This is a genomic window from Actinomadura vinacea, assembly GCF_039532545.1.
Taxonomy (GTDB): domain Bacteria; phylum Actinomycetota; class Actinomycetes; order Streptosporangiales; family Streptosporangiaceae; genus Spirillospora; species Spirillospora vinacea.
The window spans coordinates 249,508-269,425 of record NZ_BAAARW010000011.1 but is presented as its reverse complement, the minus strand read 5'-3'; the positions used below and the strand labels follow the sequence as shown (position 1 = coordinate 269,425).

The 19,918-nt window shown below is 73.0% G+C and carries 21 protein-coding genes; 11 read left to right on the top strand and 10 right to left on the bottom strand.

Annotated elements, in window-relative coordinates:
• The 3 genes from murJ to ABD340_RS12930 all read right to left on the bottom strand — a co-directional run bounded on the left by murJ (position 1) and on the right by ABD340_RS12930 (position 4,180).
• The gene (murJ, locus tag ABD340_RS12940; protein ID WP_425547363.1) at positions 1-1,785 is read right to left on the bottom strand and encodes a murein biosynthesis integral membrane protein MurJ; all 1,785 of its coding nucleotides are present in this window, start codon (positions 1,783-1,785) and stop codon (positions 1-3) included.
• 242 nt (positions 1,786-2,027) lie between these two features.
• Entirely contained in the window at positions 2,028-3,383 is a 1,356-nt protein-coding gene (locus ABD340_RS12935) for an FtsX-like permease family protein (protein WP_344589099.1), read from the bottom strand.
• 2 nt (positions 3,384-3,385) lie between these two features.
• Complete coding sequence (locus tag ABD340_RS12930; protein ID WP_344589098.1) at positions 3,386-4,180, bottom strand: ABC transporter ATP-binding protein; 795 nt, start codon at positions 4,178-4,180, stop codon at positions 3,386-3,388.
• Positions 4,181-4,353: 173 nt separating this feature from the next.
• Between ABD340_RS12930 and ABD340_RS12925 the strand changes: the two genes are divergently transcribed.
• Positions 4,354-5,055, top strand: a complete 702-nt coding sequence (locus ABD340_RS12925) for a PIG-L deacetylase family protein (protein ID WP_344589097.1) — start codon at positions 4,354-4,356, stop codon at positions 5,053-5,055.
• Between the two features lie 58 nt (positions 5,056-5,113).
• Here ABD340_RS12925 and ABD340_RS12920 read toward each other — a convergent pair whose 3' ends face one another.
• Both ABD340_RS12920 and dut read right to left on the bottom strand, forming a co-directional pair.
• Positions 5,114-5,950, bottom strand: a complete 837-nt coding sequence (locus ABD340_RS12920) for a DUF3710 domain-containing protein (RefSeq protein WP_344589096.1) — start codon at positions 5,948-5,950, stop codon at positions 5,114-5,116.
• A 3-nt stretch (positions 5,951-5,953) separates the two neighbouring features.
• Positions 5,954-6,430 carry a dUTP diphosphatase gene (gene dut / locus ABD340_RS12915; RefSeq protein ID WP_344589095.1) on the bottom strand — a complete coding sequence of 159 codons (477 nt, stop codon included), beginning with the start codon at positions 6,428-6,430 and terminating at the stop codon, positions 5,954-5,956.
• Between the two features lie 247 nt (positions 6,431-6,677).
• Between dut and ABD340_RS12910 the strand changes: the two genes are divergently transcribed.
• From ABD340_RS12910 to ABD340_RS12875, 8 genes are all read left to right on the top strand, one after another.
• Positions 6,678-7,367, top strand: coding sequence for a hypothetical protein (locus ABD340_RS12910; RefSeq protein ID WP_344589094.1), 690 nt, complete (start codon positions 6,678-6,680; stop codon positions 7,365-7,367).
• Entirely contained in the window at positions 7,364-7,921 is a 558-nt protein-coding gene (locus ABD340_RS12905; protein WP_344589093.1) for a MauE/DoxX family redox-associated membrane protein, read from the top strand. Before ABD340_RS12910 ends, ABD340_RS12905 begins: the two co-directional genes overlap by 4 nt.
• 26 nt (positions 7,922-7,947) lie before the next feature.
• Positions 7,948-8,433: a hypothetical protein gene (locus tag ABD340_RS12900; protein WP_344589092.1), complete on the top strand. Its 486-nt coding sequence runs from the start codon at positions 7,948-7,950 to the stop codon at positions 8,431-8,433.
• Positions 8,430-8,981 carry a hypothetical protein gene (locus ABD340_RS12895; RefSeq protein WP_344589091.1) on the top strand — a complete coding sequence of 184 codons (552 nt, stop codon included), beginning with the start codon at positions 8,430-8,432 and terminating at the stop codon, positions 8,979-8,981. The genes ABD340_RS12900 and ABD340_RS12895 overlap by 4 nt, the downstream gene beginning before the upstream one ends.
• Positions 8,969-9,136, top strand: coding sequence for a hypothetical protein (locus tag ABD340_RS12890; RefSeq protein ID WP_344589090.1), 168 nt, complete (start codon positions 8,969-8,971; stop codon positions 9,134-9,136). The genes ABD340_RS12895 and ABD340_RS12890 overlap by 13 nt, the downstream gene beginning before the upstream one ends.
• A gap of 18 nt (positions 9,137-9,154) precedes the next feature.
• On the top strand, positions 9,155-9,724 hold the full coding sequence (locus tag ABD340_RS12885; protein ID WP_344589089.1) for a hypothetical protein: 570 nt from the start codon (positions 9,155-9,157) through the stop codon (positions 9,722-9,724).
• A 107-nt stretch (positions 9,725-9,831) separates the two neighbouring features.
• Entirely contained in the window at positions 9,832-10,098 is a 267-nt protein-coding gene (locus ABD340_RS12880; RefSeq protein ID WP_344589088.1) for a DUF6412 domain-containing protein, read from the top strand.
• A 30-nt stretch (positions 10,099-10,128) separates the two neighbouring features.
• Positions 10,129-10,815 carry a YidC/Oxa1 family membrane protein insertase gene (locus ABD340_RS12875; RefSeq protein WP_344589087.1) on the top strand — a complete coding sequence of 229 codons (687 nt, stop codon included), beginning with the start codon at positions 10,129-10,131 and terminating at the stop codon, positions 10,813-10,815.
• Between the two features lie 7 nt (positions 10,816-10,822).
• Here the strand turns inward: ABD340_RS12875 and ABD340_RS12870 are convergent, their stop codons facing one another.
• The 3 genes from ABD340_RS12870 to valS form a co-directional block, all read right to left on the bottom strand.
• Positions 10,823-11,962 carry an acyl-CoA dehydrogenase family protein gene (locus ABD340_RS12870; RefSeq protein WP_344589086.1) on the bottom strand — a complete coding sequence of 380 codons (1,140 nt, stop codon included), beginning with the start codon at positions 11,960-11,962 and terminating at the stop codon, positions 10,823-10,825.
• Positions 11,959-13,182: an acyl-CoA dehydrogenase family protein gene (locus tag ABD340_RS12865; RefSeq protein ID WP_344589085.1), complete on the bottom strand. Its 1,224-nt coding sequence runs from the start codon at positions 13,180-13,182 to the stop codon at positions 11,959-11,961. The genes ABD340_RS12870 and ABD340_RS12865 overlap by 4 nt, the downstream gene beginning before the upstream one ends.
• Before the next feature lie 101 nt (positions 13,183-13,283).
• Positions 13,284-15,803 carry a valine--tRNA ligase gene (gene valS, locus ABD340_RS12860; RefSeq protein ID WP_344589084.1) on the bottom strand — a complete coding sequence of 840 codons (2,520 nt, stop codon included), beginning with the start codon at positions 15,801-15,803 and terminating at the stop codon, positions 13,284-13,286.
• A gap of 129 nt (positions 15,804-15,932) precedes the next feature.
• On the opposite strand from valS, the gene ABD340_RS12855 reads away from it, so the two are divergent.
• Positions 15,933-16,220, top strand: coding sequence for a DUF4235 domain-containing protein (locus ABD340_RS12855; protein ID WP_344589083.1), 288 nt, complete (start codon positions 15,933-15,935; stop codon positions 16,218-16,220).
• Positions 16,221-16,487: 267 nt separating this feature from the next.
• Here ABD340_RS12855 and ABD340_RS12850 read toward each other — a convergent pair whose 3' ends face one another.
• Complete coding sequence (locus ABD340_RS12850) at positions 16,488-17,360, bottom strand: hypothetical protein (protein WP_425547340.1); 873 nt, start codon at positions 17,358-17,360, stop codon at positions 16,488-16,490.
• Positions 17,361-17,373: 13 nt separating this feature from the next.
• A complete protein-coding gene (locus tag ABD340_RS12845) occupies positions 17,374-17,670 on the bottom strand; it encodes a DUF4193 domain-containing protein (protein WP_117404125.1) in 297 nt (98 codons plus the stop codon).
• A 507-nt stretch (positions 17,671-18,177) separates the two neighbouring features.
• Here ABD340_RS12845 and ABD340_RS12840 point away from each other — a divergent pair.
• Positions 18,178-19,836, top strand: a complete 1,659-nt coding sequence (locus ABD340_RS12840) for a serine/threonine-protein kinase (RefSeq protein ID WP_344589082.1) — start codon at positions 18,178-18,180, stop codon at positions 19,834-19,836.
• Positions 19,837-19,918: the final 82 nt, after the last annotated feature.

The following is a 19,918-nucleotide window of genomic DNA, read 5'->3' as shown; positions in this document are numbered from 1 at the left end:
TCAGCGGCGCCGGCGAAGGGGGAGGCGGGCGCGCGCCACGTCCAGGAAGTACCCCACCTCGGCCACCTTCAATAGCCGGGCGGCGGCGAGGTACAGCAGGCCGCCCCCGACCCCGCCCACGGCCATCGCCAGCAGTCCGGGCACCCGGTCGCCGGGAAGCAGCCCGAACGCCCACACGCACCCCGCCGCGAACAGCCCGCCCGGGAGGGCGGCCAGGTAGAGCAGCGCGAGCGTGCTGAAGATGCGCCGCCCGTCCATGCCGCCGAGCCTCCGGCGCAGCACCAGCGTCGACCCGGCCGTGCCGACGAGGTAGAACAGCCCGTACGCCACCGGCAGCCAGAACACCACGTGCCGGGCCGGGAGCAGCGCCAGGAGCGCCACCGCCGTGCCCGCCTGCGCCAGCCCCGCCGGGATCGCCAGCAGTCCCGGCGTACGGGTGTCGCCCAGCGCGTAGAACACCCGCATCTGCAGCTGGAACAGCGTGAACGGGATGACCATCACGGCGAACACCATGAGCACCAGGCCGATCCGCCGGGCGTCGGCGGGCGCGGTGCTCCCGTACGCGAACAGCAGGATCGCGCCCGGGATCGCGAAGACCAGCATCGCCACCGACAGCGGCACCAGCAGCGCCGAGGCCAGCCGCAGCCCGCGCGAGAAGTCGGCGCGCAGCAGATCGCGCCGCCCGTCGGCGACGTGCGCGCTCATCCGCGGCAGCAGCGCCGTGATCACCGACACCGCGATGATCGCGTACGGCAGCTGGAACACCACCTCGGCGAACTTGTAGGCCGCCAGGCCCGCCCCCGGCCCGCCCTGCTCGGCCGCGGCCCGGGCGCCCGCGCGGGTCGCGACGTTCGCGGAGACCAGCAGCCCGGCCTGCGCCACCACGATGTAGACCATCATCCACAGCGCCGCCCGCGCCGCCTCCCCGAAGCCCGAGCCGCGCAGATCCAGCCGGGGCCGCCAGCGGAACCCGGCCCGCCACAGCGACCAGGCCAGCAGGAGGCTCTGCACCGCCGTGCCCAGCGCCGACCCGAGCGCCAGCATCGTCAGATGGGCGTCGCTGACCGTGTCCAGGCTCCGGCGGGATCCGGCGACCACCAGGAACACCAGCCCGGCCCCGATGGTGATGAGGTTGTTGACGATCGGCGCCCACATCGGCGCGCCGAACCGCTCCCGGACGTTCAGCAGCGTCCCCGCGACCCCGCTGATCCCGATGAACAGGATCTGCACCAGCAGCAGCCGGGTCAGCAGCACCGCGATCTCGCGCTGCCGCCCCTCGTACCCCGAGTACGCCGAGACCAGCAGGTCGGCCGCGAAGACCGCGACCACGGTGAGCACCAGCAGGCCCGCCACCGCGGCCGTGAACAGCCGGTGCTCGGTCGCCGCGCCGCCGTCGGCGTCCCGCTTGCGCCGCCTGACCAGGAACGGAACGAACACGCTCGACAGCAGGCCGCCCAGCAGCAGCGCGTACACCGTGAACGGGATCATGTCGGCGGTCTGGTACGCGTCGCCCAGCAGCCCCACGCCCAGCGCCGCGCTCAGCACGGTGGTGCGCAGGAAGCCGGTCGCGCGCGAGAACACCGTGCCGACCGCCATCACCGCGCTGGAATGCGCCACCCCGGGCCGGGTGGAGCGCGCCGCGACGCGGACCTCGTCCCGCTCGGCGCCCGGCCGGTCGGCGATCCCCGGATCGCCGACGTTCCCCGGGTCGTGCAGCGGGACGAGCCCGGTCTCCGGCTCGGTGGGCGGCTCGTACCGCTCGGCGGCGTCGAAGACCGCGGGCATCACGGCCGCGCCCCGCTCCTCCTCCCGCGCCGCGTCCCGCCACGGCTCCCGCTCGCCGTCAGGTTGCCAGTTCACACGCTCGTCCACAGAAGGGACCCTACGCACCTGGACGCCGCTCGCCACGGACGAGACTTATGAAACACCCCCTCGGGCCGCCCCGCGCGCACACCGATGCGGGGCGGCCGCCCGCAGGCGACCGCCCCGCTGCCGGGTGCGCGATCTCGGTCCGCGCGATCCGGGGATCAGATGCTCACCGCCTCCACCGCCGGCACCCGCACCGCCCGCCGCGCCGCCCCGAGCGCCGACGCCATCGTCAGCACCACGGCGATCAACGCGACCGCCACGTAGGTCAGCGGCTCCAGATCCGGCAGCGCCGTGTCGGCCCGGGCGATGCCGAAGGGCAGGACGGTGAACAGCGCGGCGAACGTCCCGCAGGCCAGCCCGATCCCGGTCAGCAGCACGCCCTCCAGGGTCACCGCGCCGAGCACCTGCCCGGGCGTGGCGCCGGCCAGCCGCTGCTGGCCGAACTCCGCGCGCCGGTACGCGGTCGCCGCGATCAGCGTGTTCACCAGCATCAGCGCGGTGAAGAACAGCAGCATCCCGATGACCACGAAGTTGAGCGTGGCGATGTTCTTCTGCTCCACCGTGGACACCAGCCCGGCCGCGGCCATGGCATCGTTCTCGATCTCCTGCAGGTAGAGCGTGCCGACCGCGATCCCGGTGAACAGGATGATCGGCATGACCACGGAGGCCATCTGCCCGGTCCGCCGGCGCAGCGTGCTGACCGCCAGGTCACCGGCCACGCCGAACGCCCCCAGCGGACGGGCCAGCGCGCCCGCGGTCCGCCGGATCAGCCACGGCCCCAGCAGCGCCAGCCCCAGCGCGGCGAGGATGTCGGCCTGGCCGGCGGTGGCCATCGCGTCGGTGCCCTCGTTGCGCATCACGGTGGAGGTGACCACGGCCAGGTTCAGGCCGAGCAGCAGGAACACGATCCCGCCCGCGACCCGGGCCTTGCCCATCCGGGACCGGCCGACCCCGGCGTCGGCCAGCGACTCGGCCACCCGGCCGCGCACCGTCCGGCGCACCGTGACGACCGCGGCGCCGACCGCGGACAGCAGCGTGATCGCCAGGCCCATCGCGAGGGCGACCGGGCCGAACGCGTACGAGACGCTCTCCGGCACCTGGTCGGTGGAGTGCAGCAGCTCCAGCAGCCCGGCGCCCGCCAGGAAGCCCGGCAGGACCGCCAGCGCCCAGGCGGCGACGGCCAGCCCGGCCGCCTCGCCCACCACCATCCGGCCGATCTGCGCCGGGGTCGCCCCGACGCTCTTCAGCAGCGCCATCTCCTCGGCCCGCTGCCGGACCGACAGGGTCAGCGTGGAGGTGACCGCGAGGATCACCAGCAGCAGGCCCCAGAAGCCCACCACGATCGCCATGGTCACCAGGGTCTCCCGGGCCGCGCCGGTGGCCTTCCCGGCCCGCGCGGTGTCCAGCATCGAGGCGAACGCCATCAGGATCGCCGCTCCCAGGAACATCGCGAGGAAGCTGGCGGCGAACCCGCCGGCCCGCATCCGCAGCGAGCGCAGAGCCAACCCGAACATCGTCACACCCCCGCCGCGACGCGCTGGTGCTCGACCTCGTCGGCCAGGTGCGTCATCCGCTCGGCCACCGCCTCGGCGGTGGGCGAGATCAGGTGGCCGACCAGCCGGCCGTCGGCCAGGAACAGCACCGAGTCGGCGTACGACGCGGCGACCGGGTCGTGGGTGACCATGACGACCGTCCGGCCGTACAGCCGCACCGACTCCTGCAGCAGCCCCAGCACCTCGCGGGCGCTGCGGGTGTCGAGCGCGCCGGTGGGCTCGTCCCCGAACACCACCTTGGGCTCGGTGACCAGCGCCCGGGCGATCGCGACCCGCTGCTGCTGGCCGCCCGACAGCTCCGAGGGCAGGTGGTTCAGCCGGTCGCCCAGCCCGACCCGGGTGAGCACCTCGCGGGCCTTGGCCCGGTCGACCTTCCGGCCGGCCAGCTTCAGCGGGAGCGTCACGTTCTGCGTCACCGTCAGCGTCGGCAGCAGGTTGAAGCGCTGGAACACGAACCCGATCCGCTGCCGCCGGAACCTGGTCAGCGCGGCCTCGCCGCCCTCGGCCACGAGCTCGGCGCCGTCCACGAACACCCGGCCCTCGGTCGGACGGTCCAACCCGGCCGCGCACTGCAGCAGCGTGCTCTTGCCCGAGCCCGAGGGTCCCATCACCGCGGTGAAGGTGCCGGACGGCAGCGACAGCGAGACCCCGTCCAGTGCCGCGACCCGGTTCCCCTCGGCGCCGTAGATCTTCCGCACGCCTTCCAGCCTGAGCGCCTCGCCGGTGCTCACGGGACCGGCCTGCCTTCGTCCGAACATCGTCCTGCCTCCTTCATCCGCGCCCTTCCGGCGTCTGATCCAGACGTTAGGGAAGGCCGGAGTGGCGAACGATGGGTGCAGACCACCAACCGGGGTAGACAAAACCCCACCTTCGCCCGGCGCGCGACAGGGACGCGGAGCGCGCCGGGCCCGTGATCGGCCAGAATCGGGGCATGGAACCGGTACCTGAGGACTGGACGCGTGCGCTGGCGATCGTGGCGCACCCCGACGACCTGGAGTACGGCGGCTCCACCGCGGTCGCCAAGTGGACCGCCCAGGGCAAGACCGTCGTGCAACTGCTGGCCACCCGGGGCGAGGCGGGCATCGACGGGATGGAGCCGGAGGAGACGGCCCTGGTCCGCAGCGCCGAGCAGGTGGAGGCGGCCCGCGCGGTCGGCGTGCGCGCCGTGGAGTTCCTCGACCTGGCCGACGGCGTCCTGGAGTACGGGCTGCCGCTGCGCCGGCTCCTGGCCGAGGCCGTCCGCCGGCACCGCCCCGAGGTGGTGATCTCGCTGAACTTCCGCGACACCTTCCCCGGCGGCTCCTTCAACATGGCCGACCACCGGGTGCTGGGCCTGGCCGTCGTGGACGCGATCAGGGACGCCGCCAACCGCTGGGTGTTCCGCGACCTGGGCCTGGAGCCATGGCAGGGCGTGCGGTTCGCGCTGTTCGGCGGGTCCCCCGAGTGCACGCACTACGTGGACGTCACCGGCCACCTGGAGGCGGGCATCGCCTCATTGAAGGCCCACCGGGTCTATTTCGCGGGCCTGGGCGAGGACTTCGACCCCCGCGAGTTCCTGACGAGCATGGTCGACCCCGCCGGCGAGCAGGTCGGCGTCCCCCACGCGATGCCGTTCGAGCTGATCGAGCCCTGACCGGCGGGGCCCGCCCGAGCGCACGCTCCGGCGGGCCTCGCCGCTGGTCAGGCCGGGGTCAGCGGACCTCGGTGATCTCGGGGCCGCGTTCGAAGGGGTTGAAGGTCTCGACCTTCTCCTCCTCCTCGTCCTCCCCGTCGGCCTCGTTGAACTCCTTGGGGATCTTCAGCTCCAGCAGCTCGCGCGGCGGCATCGGCGACTCGCCGCGCACCACCACGATGTTGCGGAACACGTCCTCCAGGACCTGCCACTGCTCCTCGTCCTCGACCGCGGCGCCCTGCACGACCGCCTGGAGGAACCAGCGCGGGCCGTCCACCCCGATGAAGCGGTACACCTGCGGCGCCCAGCCCTGCTCGATGAACTCGGCCGGGATCTGCTCGCGGATCTCCTGCGGCATCTCGGCGAGGACCTCGTCGGTCAGCGCCGCCGGGACCATGGCCAGCAGCTCGGGGCCGAACGGGCCCTCCTGATCCTGGGTCTGGCCCTCGGCCTCCTCCTGGATGTCCTTGGCGGTCTCCCGCCGCACGTCGACCCAGATGCCGCTGCGCTTGGGCGCGGCGAACGCCTGCAACTGCATGGCGCTCTGCTCGTACTGGACCAGCACCGCGACCGGGCGTCCGTCGAGCGGGTTGCCCTCCTCGTCCACCTGGGTGGGCTCGATGTTGACCTGGAAACCCAGCCCGGGCGCAACCGGCACCTGAAGCGAACCGAAGTCGAACCGCTGCATCTCCGGGTAGGAGTCCTCGGAGTCCCAGGGACCGCCCTCGGCGGCTGACTGCTTCGGAGCCTCGTCGTCCGCGTCGGCCTCGGCCGAGGCGGCGACCTCGGTCTCCTCGTCGGCCGACTCGGGCCCCTTGGCGGGCTCATCGGCCTGACGTCGACGTCCAAAAGCCACGACTCACGCTCCTTCTTCGCTGTGCCCATTATCCGCGAACCCGCCCGTGGAGCCGAATCCGCCGTCCCCGCGTGCCGTTCCCGGAAGCTCGGTGACCTCGTGGAAGACCGCGCGTTCCACCCGCTGCACGACCATCTGGGCGATGCGGTCGCCGCGCCGCAGCCGGACGGTGGCGCGGGGGTCGGTGTTCAGCAGTGTCACCTTGATCTCGCCCCGATAGCCGGCATCGACGGTACCGGGCGCGTTCACGATGGTCACCCCCAACCTAGCGCCCAATCCCGAACGGGGGTGAATGAACGCCGCGTAGCCGTCCGGCAGGGCGATGGCCAGGCCGGTGGGCACGACCGCGCGCTCGCCGGGCGGCAGCTCGACGTCGACGGCGGCGGCCAGGTCCGCGCCCGCGTCGCCGGCGTGGGCGTAGGACGGCAGTGGCAGCTCGGGATCCAGCCGGTGGACGAGGACGTCGACCTTGTTCGTCACGGGTGTCACCTCACGGTCGCGATGCTGGGACGGCACGGCTAGCCGCACGGCCACAGAACCGTTCGGACCGGCCAGACCGACCTTACCGAGCGTCCCGCACCGCGCAGGCCAGGCGGCGTAATGGGCGAGTCCGCACACGAACGGGTCTTGACTGACCACCTTCGGCACGTTTACCCCACGAGTGGCGTTGGACGCGTAGCGTCAGAGGAGTCGCCGATCGTACCTTTCGTGCGGAGGGTCCCAGACGATGAGAGACGTCACCCACCGGTCCCTGGACGGCACGCGGGTACGGCTTCGGGGCCCGCACGAGCTGGGCCGCCCCGTCACCTCCGTCGCCCGGATCGCCGACGGCGGCCGGCTCCACGAGATCTCCGCCGGCACCCGCTCGGACGCCCGCGCCTGGGCCGAGGACATCGGCGTCGAACGGTTCGACCAGGAGTTCCGCGTGCAGGGCGGGCGGCTGCGGGTGGGGCGCGCCACGGCCGGCGACCCCGAGACCCGGGTGAGCGACCCGGTGCTCGCCGCCGTCTGGGAGGGCCGCCGGCACGCGGTCTTCACGCACCTCTACCACGGGCGCCCGTCCGACGCGGTGGCCTTCTTCAGCACCCTCCGGCTCACCGAGCACGACGACGGGATGACCGTCCGGCCGCACGGGCGGGCCACCCGCCCGGACCCGGCGGAGCTGGTCAAGGAGGTCCCGGAGCTGGGCCTGCTGGAGATCACCGCGCTGAACGGCCGCACCCGGCGGCGGCTGCCGCCCTGGCGCGGCGCGCGGGTGGCCGGTGGCGAGCTCTTCCAGGACACCGTCGAGGGCCAGGGCCCCTACTTCCTGCTGGCGACCCGCTCCCTGCTGGTGACGGTGCTGCCGGAGGAGGACCGGGTGCGGGAGGTGCCGGGGCGGCTGGCCACGCTGGCGGTGGAGACGGTCCGCACATGAACGCTCCGGTGGCAGGGGTCGCCGCGGTGACGATCCCCCTGATCATGCTCGCCGCGTTCGCCGGGCACGCCCGCCGCCCGCGGCTGCTCTCGACCGCGCTGCGAATGCAGCGGGTGCTGCCGCGCCGCCTGACCGGGCCGGTCGCCGCGCTCGCCGTCACCGCCGAGGGCGGGACGGGCGTGACGGCGGCCGGCGGCCTGCTCCTCGGCCGCGACGCCCTGCTGCGCGCCGCGCTCGGCGCCGCCGCCGTTCTGCTCGTCGCGTACGCGGCGTACGGGGCGAGCGTGACCCGCACCCGGCCGTCGGCGCCCTGCGGCTGCACCGGCTCCCTCGCCTCGCCCATGACGAGCTGGGTGGCGGCGCGCGCCGCCGTGCTCTCGGCGCTGGCCGCCGCCGGGGCCGTCTGGGGACCGCCCGCCGCCCAGCCGGGCGCCGAGACGGCGATCATCGGCCTGGCCGGGCTGTCGTTCGCGGTCATCCTGTGGACGCTTCCCGAGGCGCTGGAGGAGCGGGCGCCCGGAACATCCCCCGCAGTCGGCTTTAGCAGTCAGTAGTCATCAGTAGCGAGGAGAACGGCCGCATGAGCTTCCAGACCAGCGCGATCCTGCTCTCCTGGGCCGCGATCCTGCTGCTCTCGCTGGTGGTCGCCGGGCTCGTCCGGCAGGTGCACGCGCTGAGCGGGGGCGCCGGTCCGGCCCGCCGCGAGATGCTCGGCCCGCGGCCGGGCTCGTCCGCGCCCGAGTTCGACCGCCTCGGCCCGGGGCTGCTGCTCTTCCTCGACCGCGAGTGCGGGGTGTGCGCGGAGGTTCTGGATTCCGTCGTGCCGGACGCGGCCGGCCGGGTCTCGGCGATCTTCTCCGGCCCGGCGCCCGATGGCGTCGGCGGGACCAGTTGGACGGGCGGGACCGTGCTCACGGATGAGCGGGACGGCCTGTTCGTGTCCTACGGGGTGCCCGCCACCCCGTTCGCCGTGGTCGTGGACGCCTCCGGACGGGTCCGCGCCGCCGAACCGGTCGGCTCCCCCGAGGCCCTGCGCGAGTTGATGGAACCGGAGGCAACGCGATGATCAAGCTCGAGGACGTCCCGCCGCTGCACGGCCCCCGTCCCACCGGGGCCGAACGCGTCCGCCGCCGCGGTCGCGGTGCGGGGCCGAGGCCGCGTCCCGCGCGGCGCAACGTCCTGGCGGGGCTGGCCGCCGCGGGGGCCACGGCCGGGCTCAACGCGCTCGGCGTCTTCCCGCCCGCCCGGCAGGCCATCGCCGCAGGGTTCAGCATGCGCGGCTACTACGACATCTACGCGCGCTGCCCGTCGTACGCGAGCAACCACAACTGCTCACCCGGCTGCGGGCCGAGCCTGGTGTGCTCGGTCTGCTGCCGTACGAGCGGCAAGTACAAGGGCTTCCATAAGTCGGGCGTCTCCGACCCTGGCCGCTACAAGCTCCGTCCGGGACAGTGCTACGGCAGCGGATGGGACGGGTGGCTCTGGTCGTACTCGGCCCGCTGCGGCAGTTGCAAGAAAGGCGTCACGTGGCGTTGCCACGACGGCTGGAAGAAGTCCAAGCGCGGCAACTGGTACAAGACCATCTGCCGTAAGGCGACGTCATGCCGCAACTGACGGCGACGCGCCTCCGCCGGGGTCTCACCGAACCGCTGCTGCCCGTCGCGGCTCTGTCCCTCCTGACGGTCGCAGCGGCCGCCCTGGACGCGCCCCAGCTGTGCTGGGCCGCGGTAGCCGCACTGGCCGGCTACTCGCTCTCCGGCTCGGTTTGAACGCGTAACAGCGAATCGGTGCTGTTCTCGCCAGGTTGGCGGGCTCCGGTACGGCAGGGCGAGGTCCTGGCCGTTTTCACCCTCGGACTGTTGCTCGGGGGCTCTCTCAGCGCCACGGCGATATGGCTCCTGTCCGGCCTGGCCGCGCCGCTGTCTTCGTCCGTGCGCATCGCTGCCATCCTCGCGATCGCGCTGCTGGGTGCCGCACGCGAATTCGGCGTCGTCCACCTGCCGCTCCCACAGAACGCCCGGCAGATCCCGCAGGAAGTCCTGCAATTCCGCCTGAGGCGTGGCTCCCTGCAATTCGGTTTCGAACTGGGCATGGGCGTACGGACCTACGTGTCGGCCAGCGCCCCCTATGTGCTCGCTCTAGGACTCCTGCTCAGCCACCAAGCACTCCTCCCCACGCTCCTAGCGGGAACCGCATTCGGAGCGGGCCGGGCCTTGAGCGCGGCCCTCACCTACGCGTCCCAAGACCCCGAACGTCCCGCCGTCATCGGCCAGCGGATCCCCTGGATCACCAAGACCACGGCCCTGACCCTCCCAACGACCCTGGCCATCCTCTTCCTCCTGTCCGGAAGTCTTTGAACCCGGCAGGGAACTCTGGGGGCATATCAGGCGTCGATGGGGGTGTAACTGGCCCGCTGTGCACCGGCCCCACTCTGTGCACCGGCCCCACTTAGGAAGGCTCAGCCGTGTTGTTGCCGCCACTGCTGCTCGTCGTGGCGGATTTCTTCTTCGGGCAGAGCCCGGCTATGAGCGCCGCGGCCCTCGCCGTGGTGGGGTTGCTCCTGCTGGCCACTCGCTTCGTGGTGCACGGCGCCCCTCACGAGTCCCCGGCCGGAGTCCGCACGACCCTCCGGGAACGCACCCTCCGCACGGCCTTCCTCCCGCAGCGCGATCCGGACGCCGCGGGCCGGCCCCGTCCCAGAGCCCCCGGGCTGGAGACCACGACCATCTAGTCGTTCTCCCTCTCCCCCGGAAGGCTCGCCATGTTCCTGCTCGACGTCCCCGTGTCCATCACGCACGACCTGATCGGCTCGCTGGCCGACGCGCTCACCCCCGTAACAGGCGGCCTGGCCGCCACCGCTGCGATCGTCCTCTTCACCGCCGCCGTGCGGCTGCTGCTGGTCCCGCTGGCCGTCGTCCAGGCCCGCGGCGAACGGGCCCGGCTGCGGCTCGCGCCGAAGCTGCGGGCCGTCCAGGAGAAGCACGCCCGCGATCCGGAACGGCTGCGCAAGGAACTGGCAGCCCTCTACGCGGCCGAGGGGACGTCGCCTTTCACCGGGTGCCTGCCCGCCCTGGCCCAGTGGCCGTTCTTCGCCGTCATGTACCAGCTCTTCATCTCCGCGACCGTCGCCGGGCACCAGAACCTTCTCCTGGCGCACAACCTGCTTGGCGTGCCGCTCGGCCAGAACCTGCTGAGCGTCGGGCTGCTGTCGTCCGGCTCGCTGGTGTTCCTCGTCCTGCTCGTCCTGCTGGCCCTGGTGGCGTGGTGGTCGTCGCGGCGGGTGACGGCCGAGGGGCCGCTGGGGAACGTGGCGCGGCTGCTGCCGTTCGGCACGGTCGCGTTCGCGGCCTTCGTCCCGCTGGCGGCGGGCGTCTACCTGCTGACCTCGACGGCGTGGGCGGCCGCGGAACGGGCGATCCTGCACCGCCGCGTCGTCGCGGCCGCCTGACACCGCCTCAGCCCAGCAGGCCCAGCCTTTCCGCCAGGGTGGCGCGGTGGTGCCGCGGGGATCCCAGCAGCAATTGCGCCGTCTTCGCGCGCTTGTAGTAGAGGTGCGCGTCGTGCTCCCAGGTGAAGCCGATTCCGCCGTGCAGGAGCAGATGGTCCTTGGCCACCTGGAAATAGGCGCGGCCCAGGTACGACTGGGCCGTCGCCGCAGCCAGGGGCAACTCGTCCGGGCTTTCATCGGCGGCCCATGCCGCGTACCGGACGATCGACTCGGCCTGTTCGAGAACGCACCGCATGTCCGCCAGCTTGTGCTTGACGGCCTGGAACGAGCCCACGAAACGGCCGAACTGCACGCGCAGCTTCGCGTACTCGACGATCGTGTCGAGGCACCGGCGGAGCCCGCCGAGCTGCTCGGCGGCCAGCGCCACTGCGGCCAGGTCCAGCGTCCGGCGGATCGCCTCCCCCGCGTCGGCGGGGCCGATCCGCCGGGCCTGGACGCCGTCGAACTCCAGCCGTGCCTGCGGACGGGTCAGGTCGAGCGTGGTCAGCGGCTTGCGGGTGAGGCCCTGCGACCGACCACCCGCGCCCGCCTCGACCGCGAAGAGCCCCAGCGCGTACAGTCCCCGCTCCCCCTCACCGCCGGCCACGGCCGCCGGGACCACGATCAGATCGGCTTCCGCGCCGTTCAGGACGTGCGGCAGGACGCCGTGCAGCTCATGGCCGCCGCCCGCCGCCGGACGCGCCCCCGCGGTCTCCTCACCGAGCACCGGGACGGCGAAGGTCGCCACCGTGCCGCCGGACGCGATCCCGGGCAGATAGGCCTTGACCGCCTCCCGGTCGCCCGACTGGAGCAGGACGTTCGCGGCCAGCACCGCCGAGGCGAGGTACGGAGAAGGCGTCAGCGCCGCCCCCAGCTCCTCCATCACCACGGCGACCTCGCCGTGGCCCGCGCCGGCGCCGCCGAACTCCTCGGGCACCGCCAGCCCGGCCAGCCCCAGCTCGCCGGTCATCCGCTCCCACACCCGCCGGTCGTACGGCTCCGGCGACTCGGCGGTCTCGCGCACCCGCGCGATCGGCGCGGTGTCCGCCAGGAAGGCCCGTACGGACTCGGCCAGTTCCCGCTGCTCGTCGCCGCGGATCAGTCTCACCTGCCCGCCTCCTTCGCCTGGGTGCCGACCTTGAGATCGCGGAACGGCACCGTGCGGTCCACCTGCGGCTCGCGGGGCAGCCCCAGCACCCGGTCGCCGATGATGTTGCGCATGATCTCGTTGGTGCCGCCGCCCAGCGCCATGCCCGGGGCGAACGACAGCGCGGCGGCGATCCTGCCGCCGTCCGCGTCTCCGGCCTCGCCTCCGGCCTCTCGCTCGGCGTCGTAGGCGACCGCCTCCGTGCCGAGCACCTCGCTCGCGACGTCGGGCCCGGCCAGGGTCAGCTCGGCCAGCAGCAGCTTGGCGATCGAGCCGCGCGCGCCCGGCTCGACGCCCGCCTTCACCTCCTGCGAGAGCCGTGCGCTGAACAGGTCGAACGCCCGTTCCCGCAGGTAGAGGTCCACCAGCTGGTCGCGTACCGCCGGATCGTCCAGGAGGCCCCGCGCCCGCGCGGCCCGGGCCAGGACGGCGAACGAGGCGGGCCGCTCGGTCCGGGCGGCGCCCATCCCGATCGACACGCGCTCGTGCAGCAGCGTGGTCACCGCCGCCGCCCAGCCGCCGTTCACCTCCCCCACCACGTGGTCGGCGGCGATCCGCACGTCGTCGAGGAAGATCTCGTTGAAGTGCGCCCCGCCGGTCATGTCGCGCAGCGGCCGCACCGTCACGCCCGGGTCGTGCATGTCGACCACGAACATCGTGATGCCCTGGTGCTTGGGCACGTCCGGGTCGGTGCGCGCGATCAGCAGCCCGAAGTCGGCCTGCCTGGCCCCCGTGGTCCACACCTTCTGGCCGTTGACCACCCAGACGTCCCCGTCGCGGACTGCGCGGGTCTGCAGCGAGGCCACGTCCGAGCCCGCGCCCGGCTCGGAGAACATCTGGCACCAGATCTCCTCGCCGCGCAGCAGCGGCCTGACGTACCGGCGTTTCTGCTCCTCGGTGCCGATCGACAGCAGCGTCGGCCCGCACATCCCCAGGCCGATGCCGAACACCCCGACCGGCAGTGTCACCTCCCGCGCCGCCTCCTGGAAGGCGCGCTCCTCGGCCGCGCTCAGCCCCTGCCCGCCGTACTCCGCGGGCCAGGTGATGCCGGAGTACCCGGCGTCGTACAGCGCGGCCATGAAGGCCTTGGCGGCCGCGAGACCGGGCTCGCGGGGCAGGTCCCCGGCATGCTCCTCCAGCCAGGCCCGGGCCGTGCGCCCGTACTCGTCCAGATCCGTCACGTGACGCTCCTCCGAACACGACGATCAGCGTTCGCTTACGCTAACCCCGGGTCGGCCGAATGTCATTCGGTACACACCGACGGATGCCAGGAGCCGCCCGCTCAGGCCAGGGCGACGTCCACGGCCAGGTCGTCCTGGGACTCCTCCACCGACAGGTCGGCGATGCGCCCCGCCGAGATCAGGTCGCCGCGGGCGATACGGCCCGTCGCGGCCCCGCGGACGACTGCGCGCGTCACGTCCGCCCGCATCGACGCCTTGGCCTCCGACTTGGCCTTGCGGACCTGGCGCAGCACCCCCGCGGTCACCGCCAGCACCTCCGGATCACCGCCGGACGGCAACCCGGCCGCATCCGGCCACGCGGCGCGATGCACCGAGCCGTCCCGCCACCACGACCAGACCTCCTCGGTGACGAACGGCAGGACCGGTGCGAACAGGCGCAGCAGGACCGACAGCGCGGTGCGGAGCGCGGCACGGGCCGACTGCGCCTCGGGGCCGTCCCCGTACGCGCGGGCCTTCACCAACTCCAGATAGTCGTCGCAGAACTCCCAGAAGAAACGCTCGGCGCGTTCCAGCGCGCGCGTGTAGTCGTAGCCCTCGTACGCCTCCGTCGCCTCGTCGACGACACCGGCGAGGACGGCCAGCATCGACAGGTCGAGCGGCTCGGTGACGGCCGCGTCCGGCGCGGCCTCGCCCAGCCCCAGGACGAACTTCGAGGCGTTCAGGATCTTGATCGCCAGCCGCCGGCCGACCTTGATCTGCCCGATGTCGAACGCGGTGTCGGTGCCCGGCCGGCCGTTGGCCGACCAGTAGCGGACGGCGTCGGAGCCGTACTCCTCCAGCAGCGCGATCGGCGTGACGACGTTGCCCTTGGACTTGGACATCTTCTTGCGGTCGGGGTCCAGGATCCAGCCCGACAGCGCGGTGCCGGTCCAGGGCAGCGTGCCGTGCTCCAGATGCGCGCGGACGACCGTGGCGAACAGCCAGGTGCGGATGATGTCGTGCGCCTGCGGGCGCAGGTCGTAGGGGAAGACACGGGAGAACAGGTCGGGGTCCCGCTCCCAGCCGCCCGCGATCTGCGGCGTCAGCGACGAGGTCGCCCAGGTGTCCATCACGTCGGGATCGCCGGCGAAACCGCTGGGCTTGCCGCGCTGGTCCTCGGTGAAGCCGGGCGGGGCGTCGGAGGACGGATCGACCGGAAGCGCGCCCTCGGCCGGGACGATCGGGTCGTCGTAGAGCGGGTCGCCGGCCTCGTCCAGCCGGTACCAGACCGGGATCGGAACGCCGAAGAACCGCTGCCGGGAGATCAGCCAGTCGGAGTTGAGGCCCTCGACCCAGTTCTCGTACCGGGCCCGCATGTACGGCGGGTGCCAGGCCAGCTCGCCGCCCCGGGCCAGCAGCCGCCCGCGCAGGTCGCGGTCGCGCCCGCCGTTGCGGATGTACCACTGCCGAGTGGTGACGATCTCCAGCGGCTTGCTGCCCTTCTCGTAGAACTTCACCGGCCGGACGACCTTGCGCGGCTCGCCCTCCAGGTCGCCCGAGCCGCGCAGCAGCTCGACGACGCGTTCCTTGGCCGAGAAGACGGTCTTGCCGGCCAGCTCGTCGTAGGGGTGCGCGGGGACGCCCGCGGGCGGCGCGGCGGCCAGCCGGCCGTCCCAGCCGATGACCGCGCGGGTGGGCAGGTCGAGCTCGCGCCACCAGGTCACGTCGGTGACGTCGCCGAAGGTGCAGATCATCGCGATGCCGGTGCCCTTGCCGGGCTCGGCCAGCCGGTGCGCGACGACCGGGACCTCGACGCCGAACAGCGGCGTGCGGACGGTCGTGCCGAACAGGTCGCGGTAGCGCTCGTCGTCGGGGTGGGCGACCAGCGCGACGCACGCGGGCAGCAGCTCGGGGCGGGTCGTCTCGATGTGCACCGGCCGGTCCCCCGGCCCGTGGAAACGGATCTTGTAGAACGCGCCCGGGTGGTCGCGGTCCTCCAGCTCGGCCTGGGCGACGGCGGTGCGGAAGGTGACGTCCCACAGCGTCGGCGCCTCCGAGCCGTACGCCTCGCCCCGCGCCAGGTTGCGCAGGAAGGCGCGCTGCGACGCGGCCCGCGCGTCGGCGCCGATCGTGGTGTAGAGGTGGTCCCAGTCGACCGACAGGCCGACCCGGCGCCACATCTCCTCGAACGCCTTCTCGTCGACCTCGGTGAGCCGCTCGCACAGTTCGATGAAGTTGCGGCGGCTGACCGGGATCTGCCGCTTGGGGTCGGGTTTCTCCGGCGGCTGGAAACCGGCGTCGTACGGCAGGGACGGGTCGCAGCGGACGCCGAAGTGGTTCTGCACGCGGCGCTCGGTGGGCAGGCCGTTGTCGTCCCAGCCCATCGGGTAGAAGACCGCGCGTCCCCGCATCCGCTGGAAGCGCGCGACGGCGTCGGTGTGGGTGTAGGAGAAGACGTGCCCGACGTGCAGCGATCCGCTGACCGTGGGCGGCGGCGTGTCGATGGAGTAGACGTCGGCTCGCGGCCTGGTGCGGTCGAAGCGGTAGGTGCCGTCGTCGTCCCAGCGGCGTACCCACTTCTCCTCCAGGCCGTCCAGGGAGGGCTTGGCGGGAACGTTCGGTGTACGCGGCTGGGCTGTCATGCGCCAATGGTATTGACACGCGGACGTTCCGCACTCCGATTAACCCCGCGGCCCGGGGGCATGGCAAAGGCCATCCGCGGGACGCCGTTCCGGTAGCGTCGGTCGGACGTGGACGACGGAAGGACGATCATGGCGGACAGAGGCGATCTCGGCTGGCGGGTCATGGCGGGTGCCGCGGCCTTCGCGGGCGGTTTCGTCGCCAAGAAGGCGATCGCGCTCGCCTGGAAGAAGGGCACCGGCAAGGAGCCGCCGACCAATCCCGAGTCCCCCGAGGTCGCGCTGCGCGAGGCGGTCGCGTGGGTCGTGGTGATGGGCATCGGCATGGAGGTGGGCAGGCTGCTGGCCACCCGGGCGGCGGCCAAGCAGTGGGCCAGGGGGACCGGCGAGCTGCCCTCGCAGCTGAAGGCCGAGGTCTGATCCGTCCCACCGGGACGGATCGCGCATCGTGGTCGGTCCCGGTCTCTCTGAAGGGACCGACCAACGATGCTCGCCACCGCGATCTTCCGCGAGGGGCCGCGGCTCGGCCTGTGGCCGGCCGGCCGCGACTCGGTCGCGGGCGAGCTCGAGTTCGCCTGACGGCACCGTTCGGGGGACGGACGGAAGCGGGCCGGGAGCGGGCCGGACGGCCAGGCGGGGCACTCAGGACGGACGGGACGGGCGGGGCGTGCGAGCGTGACGGGGGTGTCAGGGTTTGCGGCGGCGCCTGCGCTGCTTGCCGCGGCCCAGAGCCGGGGCGGGGTACGGGCCTGGCAGCGGCGCCGGGGTCGCCAGGTCGCCCGCCAGATCCTTGCGGACCGCCGCGGCGAGGCCCTTGGTGGCGGCGCGGTTCAGCGCAGCGCCGGCGGCCGCGCCGGTCAGGAACGGCCCGAGCGTGGTCATGCTGCGGCCGAGCGCGCGCAGCAGCCGCTTGCGCAGGGCCGACTTCGCGGCCGACCCCAGCGCGCTGGTGAACGAGCCGGCCTCCAGCGGGTTGATGCCGCGCTGCTTGGCCCAGGAGGTGAGGAACGCGGCCCCGCGGGTGGCGCCCGAGCCGTCCACGCGCACCCCGTAGACCTCGTGCAGCTCGGCGATCATCTTGACCTCGATGGCCGCGACCACCAGGGTCTCGGCGGCCAGCTGCGCGGGCGCGGTGAGCAGCAGCGGCGGCGCGGCGAACTCGGCGGCCGCGAGCGTGCCGGCGGCCGCGCCGACCGCCGTGGTGGCGTTGGTGGCCACCCGGACCACGTTGTCGGCCAGCTCCTCGCCGGTCAGGCCGTGATGGTGCTCGCTGAGCGTCTCCAGGTCGCGGACGGGGATGTGCGGTGCGGCGGCGACCAGCAGTTCGGTCAGCCAGCGGCCGCGCGCCACCCCCGCGGCGCCCGCCTTGCGCGCGTGCTGGCCCAGCAAGCGGGCCAGCCGCCCCAGCAGGCGGCCGCGGGTCTCACGGTCCAGGTCCTCCCCGCCGGAGAGGCGCCCGATCAGCTCGCCGATCTCGGCGGAACCGTCGGCGCTCTCCGGAACGAGGTCGGGTTCGCGTTCCGCGCCGTGGTCGTCCCCGTGGCGTTCGAGCTCTCCCACGTGTGCCGCCCGATCAGGCGGCGCACTCGCGGCAGACCGGCTGGCCGTTCTTCTCGGTGGCCAGCTGGCTGCGGTGGTGCACCAGGAAGCAGCGGGTGCAGGTGAACTCGTCGGCCTGGCGGGGGACGACCCGGAAGGTCAGCTCCTCGTTCGACAGGTCGGCGCCCGGCAGCTCGGCGACCTCCCCGGCGTCCAGGTCCTCGTCGATGATGCTCGCGGCCTTGTCGGCCCGGCGCGCCTGGAGCTCCTGGAGGCTGTCCTCGCTCAGGTCGTCGTCAGTCTTACGCGGGCTGTCGTAGTCGGTCGCCATCTTCTATCTCCATCCCCCTCAGTGCTTTATGCGCCCCGTCGCGCGGATCTAACGCACGGGGGGCCGTTCTTGTGCCCGATCCGGGCGGGAAATTCTGTCACGGGCGGTGGCGTACGACACACGAGGCGCGACGGTTCCCAGTGGTGACACCGATCACCGGGGCCCGCCCGCAACGATGTGTCGCACGTCACAGGATCGGGCGGCCGTCACGACGTTGATCTGGGCCGAGACGCCCACCCGGGCATCCCGCGGCGGCGGGGATCATACCGGTCCCGAGGGGTCGGCGCGCGCCGACCCGGCCGCGGTCGGCCAACGGACGGAAGGAATCTGCACGGCGGCGAACCGGATGCTGCGGTGAAACGTCAGAAGTAACGCGATATCGTGCCCGCCTGAGGTAGGAGGACGCGGGCCCCCTCGGCAACCACCTTTACCTCACCCATCACGGACCCATACGAAAGCTTACGAACCGACACGCGGGACATCGCCGCGGGTCACTGGAGGATCACAATGCCGGATGCCGCTCCGCTGGAGCCAGGCGATCCCCGGGCACTTGGTCAGTACGAGGTCGTCGGGCGGCTCGGCGCGGGCGGGCAGGGCGCGGTCTTCCTCGGCAAGGCGCCGGACGGCGGGTACGTCGCCGTCAAGCTGCTGCACGCCCAGATGGCGAGCGACCCGGCCGCGCGTGCCCGGTTCACCCGGGAGGTGAACGCCGCGCAGAAGGTCGAGCCGTTCTGCACCGCCCGGGTGCTCGAAGCCGACCTGCACGGCGACCAGCCCTACGTCGTCAGCGAGTTCATCGACGGTCCGTCGCTGCACGACGTGGTCGCCCACAACGGCCCGCTCGGGGCCGCCGAGCTGGAGCGGCTGGCGATCGGCACGGTGACCGCGCTGGCCGCGATCCACGAGGCCGGGATCGTCCACCGCGACTTCAAGCCCAACAACGTCATGCTGGCCTCGGACGGCCCGCGGGTGGTCGACTTCGGCATCGCCCGCACGGTCAACTCGCAGGAGAGCGCGGTCACCGCGACCGGCATGGTCGTGGGCACCCCCGGCTACCTGGCGCCCGAGCAGCTGACCGGCGCGCCGCTGACGCCTGCGGTCGACATCTTCGCCTGGGGCGCGACGATGGTGTTCGCGGGCACCGGGCAGTCGCCGTTCGAGGCCGACACGCTGCCGGTGATCATCAACCGGATCCTGAACGAGGACCCGGACCTGTCGGCGCTGCCCGCCGGGCCGCTGCGCGACCTGATCGGGCGCTGCCTGTCCAAGGACGCGGGCCTGCGCCCGCCTGCCGCGCAGCTGCTGCTGAACCTGCTGGGCCATGTCGGCGCGGCCCCGGCCAACCCGGGGGCGGGCCAGGAGGACCTGCTGAACCAGGGCACCCGGATCGCCGCGCAGATGCCGGCGCCGCCGCGGGTGCCGCAGGCGCCGCAGCACACGCCGCCGCCGCAGCCCATCACGCCGCCGCCGATGCCGATGCACCAGGGCGCCCCCGGCCCGCACACTCCCCCGCCGCAGCCGATCACCCCGCCGCCGATGCCGATGTACCAGGGGCAGGGGTCGACGCCGCCGCCGATGCCGATGCAGCAGGGCGGGATGCCGGGACCGGGGCCGCGGCCGCCCTACCCGCCGGGGCCGGCGCCGCGGCAGTCGTCCTCGAACACCCCGGTGATCCTGGGGATCGGCTGCGCCGTGCTGGCGGTCCTGGTGATCGTGGTGATCGTGATCGTCGTGATCGCCAGCAGCGGCGGCGACGACGACGAGCCGTACAGCCTGCCGACGCCGACCTACTCGTACACCCCGCCGACCAGCGGTTCGGGCAGCGGCGTGCTCGGCACCTACCGGGGCACCGGGTTCCAGCCCGGCGCCGGGACGGGCCGCTCCTCGTTCCAGATCCGGTTCTCGATGCTCGGCAGCAGCGGCCTGGTGACCTACACCTACACCACCGGGCCGACCTGCATGACCCGGCTCTCGCTGCTGTCGGGCAGCGAGGCCTCCGGACGGGCCGAGTACCGCGAGACGCCGCTGGCCGGGCAGGACCAGAGCACGTGCGCGCCCGGGTACATGACGATGCGCAGCTTCACCGGCTCCACCTTCCGGTGGGAGTGGAAGCAGCGCCAGACCGAGTCCTCGCCCGCGGCGTTCGGGACGGTGACCAAGAGCTGACCGGCCGTCCGAGCTGATCGGACCGACCGGACTGATCGACCGATACTGATCGATATCGGCGGTGACCCGGCGCCCGCGGCGC

Bases quoted from the DNA above. Each gene is read 5' to 3' on its own strand.
- murJ (WP_425547363.1), bottom strand. From the start codon at position 1,785: ATGCCCGCGGTCTTCGACGCCGCCGAGCGGTACGAGCCGCCCACCGAG.
- ABD340_RS12935 (WP_344589099.1), bottom strand. From the start codon at position 3,383: ATGTTCGGGTTGGCTCTGCGCTCGCTGCGGATGCGGGCCGGCGGGTTC.
- ABD340_RS12930 (WP_344589098.1), bottom strand. From the start codon at position 4,180: ATGTTCGGACGAAGGCAGGCCGGTCCCGTGAGCACCGGCGAGGCGCTC.
- ABD340_RS12925 (WP_344589097.1), top strand. From the start codon at position 4,354: ATGGAACCGGTACCTGAGGACTGGACGCGTGCGCTGGCGATCGTGGCG.
- ABD340_RS12910 (WP_344589094.1), top strand. From the start codon at position 6,678: ATGAGAGACGTCACCCACCGGTCCCTGGACGGCACGCGGGTACGGCTT.
- ABD340_RS12905 (WP_344589093.1), top strand. From the start codon at position 7,364: ATGAACGCTCCGGTGGCAGGGGTCGCCGCGGTGACGATCCCCCTGATC.
- ABD340_RS12900 (WP_344589092.1), top strand. From the start codon at position 7,948: ATGAGCTTCCAGACCAGCGCGATCCTGCTCTCCTGGGCCGCGATCCTG.
- ABD340_RS12895 (WP_344589091.1), top strand. From the start codon at position 8,430: ATGATCAAGCTCGAGGACGTCCCGCCGCTGCACGGCCCCCGTCCCACC.
- ABD340_RS12890 (WP_344589090.1), top strand. From the start codon at position 8,969: ATGCCGCAACTGACGGCGACGCGCCTCCGCCGGGGTCTCACCGAACCG.
- ABD340_RS12875 (WP_344589087.1), top strand. From the start codon at position 10,129: ATGTTCCTGCTCGACGTCCCCGTGTCCATCACGCACGACCTGATCGGC.
- valS (WP_344589084.1), bottom strand. From the start codon at position 15,803: ATGACAGCCCAGCCGCGTACACCGAACGTTCCCGCCAAGCCCTCCCTG.
- ABD340_RS12855 (WP_344589083.1), top strand. From the start codon at position 15,933: ATGGCGGACAGAGGCGATCTCGGCTGGCGGGTCATGGCGGGTGCCGCG.
- ABD340_RS12845 (WP_117404125.1), bottom strand. From the start codon at position 17,670: ATGGCGACCGACTACGACAGCCCGCGTAAGACTGACGACGACCTGAGC.
- ABD340_RS12840 (WP_344589082.1), top strand. From the start codon at position 18,178: ATGCCGGATGCCGCTCCGCTGGAGCCAGGCGATCCCCGGGCACTTGGT.